Here is an 8,528-nt window from a genome sequence, read left to right as displayed (position 1 = left end):
TTGGCTGTTCGCCAATTAAAGTGGTACGTGAGCTGGGTTCAGAACGTCGCGAGACAGTTTGGTCCCTATCTGCCGTGGGCGTCGAAATTTGAGAGGAGTTGACCCTAGTACGAGAGGACCGGGTTGAACATACCTCTGGTGTACCTGTCGTCGTGCCAACGGCGCAGCAGGGTAGCTATGTATGGACGGGATAACCGCTGAAAGCATCTAAGCGGGAAGCCTCCCTCAAGATAAGATTTCTTAGGACGGTGGTAGACCACCACCTTGATAGACTGGATGTGGAAGCGCGGTAACGTGTGGAGCTAACCAGTACTAATTGTCCTATTCGCGCTTGATGAGTCCCACCATCAATGACAGCTCTGCTGTTCATTGAGGTTGATACTCGAAACCTTGGTGCACGCATCGATTTGAAACCCAATACCGCAGCCACCTGCTTCATTGCTTGGTGACCATAGCGTCAGTGACCCACCCGATCCCATCCCGAACTCGGCCGTGAAACCTGACTGCGCCGATGGTACTAACGCTCAAGCGCTGGAAGAGTAGGTCGTCGCCAGGCATTGCAGCCGGTGGCAGCGGAAATTGGAAGAAACCCATTCACAATGTCAGATACGCACAGCAATGCGTCGCGCTAACCGGCGCGGCGCATTTTGCGTTCTGAATGATGGCGCGGGGTGGAGCAGCCCGGTAGCTCGTCAGGCTCATAACCTGAAGGTCGTTGGTTCAAATCCAACCCCCGCAACCATCACGACAGCCGCCTTCGGGCGGCTTTTTTATTGCCCGGTGCAGATCGGCGGAGCGGAGCTGGCGGACGGCGATTGTATCGGGCTCGCCGCTGCGCCACGGTGGTGCAATGGAGATGCCGCTGTCCCGCCGCGCGGTCCTGCTAGGCGCCGGCTGCCTGCTGGCAGCGCCCGCGGCCGCGCGCGCGGCGAAAGAAGCCGACGTCCCCTATGTCCCCACGCCTCCCGAAGTAGTCGAAGGCATGCTCGACATGGCAGGCCTCAAGGCCGGCGAGCGGCTGATCGACCTCGGTTCGGGCGATGGCCGCATCCCGCGTGCCGCTGCCCGGCGCGGAGCCAATGCGCTGGGCGTGGAGATCGATGCTGGGCTGGTCGCGCGCGCGCGTTCGCTGACCCGGCTCGACGGGCTCGAGGAACGCGCCCGCTTCGTCCGCGACGATCTGTTCACCGTTTCGTTGCGCGACGCAGACGTCGTCACGCTCTACCTTCTCCCCGCCGTCAACGAGCGGCTCAAGCCCAAGCTGCTGAGCGAGATGAAGCCTGGCGCGCGCGTCGTCAGCCATGCCTTTGATATGGGCGACTGGCCGCCCGAGGAACGCCGCGAGATCGCCGACAAGCGGGTCTATCGCTGGACGATCCCCGCGATCGCAGGCGGTGAATGGCGCCTCACTCGCGCCGGCGGCTCAACCGCGACGCTTAGGATCGACCAGCGCTACAACCGCGTCTCCGGCACGCTCGACGGTCGCGCGATCCGCGATGCACTCCTTGCCGGTGCGGCGCTTAGCTTCGCCGCGGACGGCACTGCCTATCGCGGCGCCGTGGGCGACCGCACGATCACCGGCGATGGCTGGCACGCCGAACGGATCGATTAGCCTGCTCGACCGCCGCGCGAACCGCCTCTAAACGGCGCCCATGCGCTACGACGACAATCTCACCGCCGCTCGCCCGACCTTCGTCACCCATCTCGAATGTTCGATGACGGGTGAACGTTACGAGGCCGACACGCTGCACGGCCTCTCGCGCGTAGGGCGGCCGCTGCTGGTGCGCTACGATCTCGACGCGATCCGTGGTGCGGTCTCGCCCGCCGATCTCGCGCGGCGCCCTGCCGACCTCTGGCGCTATCGCGAGCTGCTGCCGGTGCGGCAGACGGCGAACATCGTCAGCCTGGGCGAGATCGCGACGCCGATCGTGCCGCTGCGCAAGATCGCCGCGGGCGCCGGCGCCACGACGCTGCTGGTCAAGGACGAGGGGCGCCTGCCCACCGGTTCGTTCAAGGCGCGCGGACTCGTCATGGCGATCTCGATGGCCAGGGAGCTGGGCGTCACCACCATCGCGATGCCGACCAACGGCAACGCCGGTGCTGCCGCCGCGGCCTATGCCGCGCAGGCCGGGATCGAGGCCGTGATCTTCTGTCCCGACGACACGCCCGAGATCAACGTGCGCGAGATCGCGGCGCAAGGTGCGCGCGTCTATCGCGTCAACGGGCTGATCGACGATTGCGGCAAGCTGGTTGGGGCGGGGAAGGCGGCGAATGGCTGGTTCGACCTGTCGACGCTCAAGGAGCCGTACCGGATCGAGGGCAAGAAGACGATGGGGATCGAGCTTGCCGAGCAGCTCGGCTGGGAATTGCCCGACGTCATCTTCTATCCCACCGGCGGCGGCACCGGCCTGATCGGCATGTGGAAGGCGTTCGACGAGCTGGAAGCGCTGGGCTGGACGGACAAGAAGCGCCCGCGCATGGTCGCGGTGCAGTCCGAGGGCTGTGCGCCGATGGTCCGGGCATGGGAGCAGGGCGAGCGCCATGCGACGCGCTGGGAGGATGCGCACACCGTCGCCGCTGGGATCCGCGTGCCGCAGGCGGTGGGCGATTTCCTGATCCTCGACGCGGTGCGCCAGTCGAACGGCTTCGCGATGGCGGTGAGCGACGCCGCGATCCTCGAAGCGGTCGACGATGCCGCACGGCTTGACGGCCTGCTGCTCTGCCCCGAGGGCGGGGCGACGCTGGCGGCGTGGCGCAAGGCGCTGGCCAAGGGGCTGATCTCGCCCGATGACCGCGCCATGCTGTTCAACTGCGCGACCGGCCTCAAATACCCAATGCCCGACAATTCCCGTACGCTAGACCGCCACGCGCCGATCGACTTCGCTGCGCTTTAGGCCTCTTTCACCCGCAGCATCGCCACCGCGGCGACCAGCAGGGTCGCGGCAGCGAAGGCCATCGTCCAGATCGGCTCGTCGGGGAAGAAGCGCTTCATGATCGACCCCATCACCGTCGCGACCAGCAATTGCGGCACCACCACGAACACGTTGAACAGGCCCATATAGATGCCGAGCTTCGCCTGCGGCAGGCTCGAGGCAAGGATGGCGTAGGGCATGGCGAGGATCGAGGCCCAGGCGACGCCGATTCCGATCTCGCTGACGATCAGCCAGTGCGGATCGCTGATCACGAAGAAGCTCGCGAACCCCGCCACGCCGCACAGCAGCCCGACGATATGCGTTCGCGCCTTGCCGATCCAGGCCGCGAGCAGCGGGAGCAAAGTCAGCGCCGCGACCGCCGCGACGCCGTTATAGACGGTGAACAGCACCCCAACCCAGTTGGCGCCTTCCTGATAGCGCGGGTCGGCGGCATCGACCGCGCCGTAGAAATATTGCGCGATCACCGGCGTGGTGTTGATCCACATGATGAACAGCGCCGACCAGCTGAAGAACTGTGCGACCGCGAGCCGTTTCATCAGCGGCGGCATGCCCGCAAAGTCGCCGACGATATGGCTCAGCATGTTCGCGCGGCTCCCGCGCCGGGCGAGCGCGACCGCAATCAGGCTCGCCACGCCATAGCCCGCTAGCAAAGCGCCGAGCAGGTAGACTTCCTTCTCAAGCTCCAATTGTCCGACCGCGACGATCACCGCCGCGCCCGCCGCGATCCAAGTCAGGCTGGAGGTGCTGCCGCGTGCTGCCAGTACGCGCATCACCGTCTCGTCCGCTTCGGCGCGCGGGCCGTCGAACGCCACCATCTCCTCGGGGCTGTATTCCTTGGTGCTCACGATCGTCCACAGCACGGCCAGGAACAGCGCCGCCCCGCCGAACCAGAAGGCGTAGCGCACCGTGTCCGGGATGCCGCCGCCCGGCGCGGCATTGGAAACGCCGAGATGCTCGAGTGCCCAGGGGAAGATCGATCCGACCACCGCGCCCGCGCCGATGAACGCGGTCTGCACCGCATAGCCCGCGCTATGCTGGTCCTTGCGCAGCATGTCGCCGACGAATGCGCGGAACGGCTCCATCGACACGTTGAGCGCGGCGTCGAGCACCCACAGCATCACCGCCGCAAACAGCAGCATCTTGGCCATCGGCATGAGGAACAGCGCCAGCGCGGCAAGAATGGCGCCGGCGAGGAAATAGGGCCGCCGCCGTCCAAGCCGCCCCAGCCAGGTGCGGTCGCTCATATGTCCGATCACCGGCTGCACCAGCAGCCCGGTCAGCGGCGCTGCGATCCACAGTGCGGCCACATCTTCGATGCTTGTCCCCAGCGACTGGAAGATCCGGGTCATGTTCGCATTCTGCAACGCGAAGCCGATCTGGATGCCGAAGAAGCCGAACGACAGGTTGAACAGGCCCCAAAAGCCCTGACGGGGTTTTTCCACTTCAGCTTCCTTGAATGGTCAGGCGGTCGACCCGCACGAGCGGCGCACCACCAGTTTTGCGGGCAGCAGCACGTCGTGTACCCGCTCCTCGCGGATGCGGCCGAGCAACGTCTCGACCAGCGTGCGCCCGGCGGCGCGCGTATCCTGCAGCACAGTGGTGAGCGGCGGATTGGTGAAGCTCGCTGCAGCGATATCGTCAAAGCCGACCACCGCGATCTCTTCGGGCACGGCGATACCGCGCGCGGCGAACGCCCGCATCGCCCCGATCGCGATCAGGTCGCTCGCGGCGAGCACGGCGTCGAATTTCTCGCCGCTCGCGATCAGCGTCTCGGCAGCAGCGGCGCCGGCCTCCTCGCTGGTCAGCGCATCGAACTGGAGCCGTTTGCGCGGAATGATCCCGCCCTCCTTCAATGCCGCGACATGGCCGCGATAGCGATCGTGGAACTCGGGATAGTGGCTCGACGCATGGCCGAGGAAGGCGATGTTGCGCCGCCCGAGACCGAGCAGGTGCCGTGTCGCCTCGCGCCCGCCGCCATGGTTGTCACAGCCCACGGTCAGCCCGATGCCGCCTGATTCGACGCATCCCCAGCGCACGAAATGCGTGCCCTGCGCGATCAGCTCGGTCAGCTTGTCGCGGTACAGCTCATAGTCGCCATAGCCGAGCAGGATGAGTCCGTCGGCGCGGCGGCAATCCTCGAAATCCTGATGCCAGTCGCTCGCGAGCTGCTGGAACGATACCAGCATGTCCTGCCCGTGATCGGCGCAGGCGCGCATGATCGAGCCGAGCATCGACAGGAAGAAGGGGTTGATCGCGCTGTCGTCGGCGGTCTCGTCCTGGAAGATCAGCACGGCCAGTGTCTCGGCATGGCGGCTGCGCAGGTTGGATGCGGCCTTGTCGACGCGGTAGTTGAGCTTCTGGGCGATCGCTTCGATCCGCTTGCGCGTCGCTTCGTTCACCCCGGGGCCGCCGCGTAGCGCGCGTGACACGGTTGGCTGCGAGACGCCCGCCAGATGCGCGATATCGAACGATGTCGGCTTGCGTTGCATGGCCGCGGCACTCTCTCCCCTTTGCGCCCGCAGATGTGCCCTCTGCTTGGCTGCGTGATGTTCACTCCCTTTCGTCCCCTGCGTCAATGTCGCGGGGCATGCTGCAGCGCCGCTGCGCCAGTGAATACGTATGCCGTCTGCTGGCCCCGGCGGCGGCTTGGCGCGCATAGGAGGATCAACGCGCTGTCAACCGGCGCGATCCGGTCAGAATTGGACCGGCTTAGGGGAGGAACTATGCGTTACACCGCCACCGGCCATCGGGCTGCCCGACTCGCCGCCCGTCTCACCATCACCGCCAGCGGCTCCGCGATCGCAGCCACGCTGCTCCTCGCATCGCCTGCCCTTGCCCAGGATGCCGTGCAGGCGGCCGCGGACGAAGGCGACGAGGTCACCGTCACCGGCTTCCGCCGTGCAATCGAGACCGCGGTCGCGACCAAGCGCGACTCGAACCAGATCGTCGAATCGGTCTCGGCCGAGGATATCGGCAAGCTGCCCGACAACTCGATCGCCGAGGCGATCGCGCGCCTGCCCGGCCTCACCGCACAGCGCCTCGACGGGCGCGCGCAGGTCATCTCGGTGCGCGGCCTCTCGCCCGATTTCTCCTCGACTCTGTTCAACGGACGTGAGCAGGTGTCGACCGGTGACAATCGCGGCGTCGAATTCGACCAATATCCCTCGGAACTGATCGGGGCGGTTGATGTCTACAAGACGCCCTATGCCGGCCTGATCGGCCAGGGCCTGTCGGGCACGATCAACCTGCGCTCGCTTCGCCCGCTCGATTACGGCCGCCGCACCCTCAGCGTCAACGCGCGCGGCGAGATCGTCTCGCCGGGCAAGCTCAACAGCGGCACCAACGACAAGGGCTATCGCGCCAGCCTCACCTATATCGATCAGTTCGCCAACGACACGGTGGGCATCACCTTCGGTGTCGCGCACATCAATTCGCCCACTCAGTTTGAACGGTTCAACAGCTGGGGCTATCCGACCTTCGACACGAACAATGATCTCTACGGCATCCGCAACACGCAGGGGACGCCGGGCGATACGTCGGACGACACCTTCACCCCGCGGCCCGAATATGCCGCGGCGCAAGGCGCCCAGATCATCGGCGGCGCCAAACCCTATGTGCAGTCGACCGAGCTTGAACGCACCACCGCGATGGCGACGCTGCAGTGGAAACCCTCGTCCGACTTCAACATCCTGCTCGACGCCTATTACTCGAAGTTCCGCGACGAGCACACGCTGCGCGGCATCGAATTTCCGCTCTATTGGGGCAATGCCGTGCTCCAGCCAGGCTATACCGTCACCGATGGAGTGATCACCGACGGCACCTGGGGCAACGTCAAGGGCGTGATCCGCAACGATGCCAATCTGCGTGAGGCGGATCTCTATTCGGGCGGCATCAACATCGCCTATATGGCCGGGGGCTGGAAGATCACCGGCGACGCCAGCTATTCGCGCGTCGATCGCGAGGACAAGGTGCTCGAAACCTATTCGGGTACGTCGCGCGGCGCGGGCAATGGGCCGTACGACACGCTCGGCTTCAGCCGCGGTGCGGAGGGCCGCTACAGCTTCAAGCCGACGCTCAACTATGCCGATCCCACGCGCATCTTCCTCACCAGTCCGCAGGGCTGGGGAGCGGACAACACGCCGGGCGGCCAGGACGGCTTCCTCAACAACCCGAACACCACCGACGAGCTGATGGCCTTCCGCCTCGATGTCGAGCGTGAGCTGGGCGAAAATCAGGGCAAAATCGCCTTCGGCGCAAACTACTCCAAGCGCGACAAGACGCTCGATCTGCAGCGCTGGTATCTGGGGCTGAAGGCCAACGCCGCCGATCCGCTGCACAACACCAGCGTCGCGATCCCCGCCGATCAACTGCTCGACCCGACCGAGCTCGGCTTCCTCGGCATTCCTGGGATGGTCAGCTACGATCCGCTGGGGCTGGCCTATAGCGGCATCTACAACTTCAACCCGGCGACCGACGCGAACGTCTTCGCGTTCGGCTGGGGCGTGCGCGAGGAGATCATCACCGGCTACGCCCGCTACGACATCGATGTCGAGATGTCGGATGGCTCGCGCCTTGGCGGTAATGTCGGCGCGCAGGTCGTCTCGGTCGATCAGTTCTCGAACGGCCTCGCCGCGAGCGGTTCGCCGGTTGCGACGGTGAAGGATGTGTCGGACGGGGTGCGCTACACCTATGTCCTGCCCAACCTGAACATCGTGGCGCGCCTGAACGGCGGCTTCACCGTCCGCTTCGGCGCTGCGCGGCAGCTCGCCCGGCCGCGGATGGATCAGATGCGCGCTGCGATCAACTTCAGCTATGACCCGTCGCGCGCGGCCAACACCAACATCAACTTCTCGCCATGGGGCGGTTCGGGCGGCAATCCGCGGCTGCGGCCGTGGATCGCGAATGCGGTCGATCTGTCGGTCGAGAAATATTTCGGCCGCGACAGCTATGTCGCGCTCGCGGGCTTCTACAAGCACCTCGAGACCTATATCTTCGAGCAGAGCCAGGTTTATGACTTCACCGGCTTCCCGGTGACCAGCGGGCCGGCGCCGGCACTGCGCCAGGGCATCGTCACGCAATGGCAGAATGGCTCGGGCGGGCAGCTCTACGGTGCCGAGCTTTCGGCGACCTTCTCGCTGCGCAATCTCTCCGAAGCGCTCGACGGGTTCGGCGTGCTGGGCAGCGTCTCCTATACCGAAAGCTCGATCACGCCCAATCCGAACAACCCGTCGCAGCCGCTGCCGGGCCTGTCGAAGTGGGTCGCCAACGGCACCGTCTATTTCGAGAAATGGGGCTTCTCGGCCCGCGCCAGCGTGCGCCACAGGTCGAGCTTCCTGGCCGAACTGAGCGGCATCGGCACGGAGCGCATCCAGCGGCTCGCCAAGGCCGAGACGATTGTCGACGCGCAGATCGGCTACGAGTTCCAGAACGGCCCGCTCAAGGGGCTTGGCATTCTGGCGCAGGCGCAGAACCTGACCGACGAGCCGTTCATCACCCATGAGGCCGCGAACGAAAGCCTGACGGTCGACCATCAGCGCTATGGCGTCCGCTACTTGCTCGGGTTGAGCTACAAGCTCTGACCTTCCCCCGCCTCCC

General features: G+C 65.5%; 5 protein-coding genes, 1 tRNA gene and 2 rRNA genes. 6 read left to right on the top strand and 2 right to left on the bottom strand.

What is annotated here, in order from left to right; all coding sequences use genetic code 11:
* From VGD28_RS01980 to VGD28_RS01960, 5 genes are all read left to right on the top strand, one after another.
* Positions 1–335 (top strand): 23S ribosomal RNA (locus VGD28_RS01980); the annotation flags it as partial.
* 106 nt (positions 336–441) lie between these two features.
* Positions 442–556 (top strand): 5S ribosomal RNA (gene rrf, locus VGD28_RS01975).
* 109 nt (positions 557–665) lie between these two features.
* Positions 666–742 (top strand) — tRNA-Met (locus VGD28_RS01970).
* A 108-nt stretch (positions 743–850) separates the two neighbouring features.
* On the top strand, positions 851–1,612 hold the full coding sequence (locus VGD28_RS01965) for a class I SAM-dependent methyltransferase (RefSeq protein ID WP_331026652.1): 762 nt from the start codon (positions 851–853) through the stop codon (positions 1,610–1,612).
* Between the two features lie 40 nt (positions 1,613–1,652).
* The gene (locus tag VGD28_RS01960) at positions 1,653–2,894 is read left to right on the top strand and encodes a threonine synthase (RefSeq protein WP_331026651.1); all 1,242 of its coding nucleotides are present in this window, start codon (positions 1,653–1,655) and stop codon (positions 2,892–2,894) included.
* Here VGD28_RS01960 and VGD28_RS01955 read toward each other — a convergent pair.
* Complete coding sequence (locus tag VGD28_RS01955) at positions 2,891–4,375, bottom strand: MFS transporter (RefSeq protein ID WP_331026650.1); 1,485 nt, start codon at positions 4,373–4,375, stop codon at positions 2,891–2,893. The genes VGD28_RS01960 and VGD28_RS01955 overlap by 4 nt on opposite strands.
* 18 nt (positions 4,376–4,393) lie before the next feature.
* Entirely contained in the window at positions 4,394–5,422 is a 1,029-nt protein-coding gene (locus VGD28_RS01950) for a LacI family DNA-binding transcriptional regulator (RefSeq protein WP_331026649.1), read from the bottom strand.
* 234 nt (positions 5,423–5,656) lie between these two features.
* On the opposite strand from VGD28_RS01950, the gene VGD28_RS01945 reads away from it, so the two are divergent.
* Positions 5,657–8,512: a TonB-dependent receptor gene (locus VGD28_RS01945; RefSeq protein WP_331026648.1), complete on the top strand. Its 2,856-nt coding sequence runs from the start codon at positions 5,657–5,659 to the stop codon at positions 8,510–8,512.
* The last annotated feature ends 16 nt before the right edge of the window (positions 8,513–8,528 follow it).

Origin of the sequence: Sphingomonas sp., assembly GCF_036402235.1 — a bacterium.
Classification (GTDB): Bacteria; Pseudomonadota; Alphaproteobacteria; order Sphingomonadales; family Sphingomonadaceae; genus Sphingomonas.
Note: the sequence above shows the minus strand (reverse complement) of the source record. Positions and strands in the feature narration are given on the sequence as shown.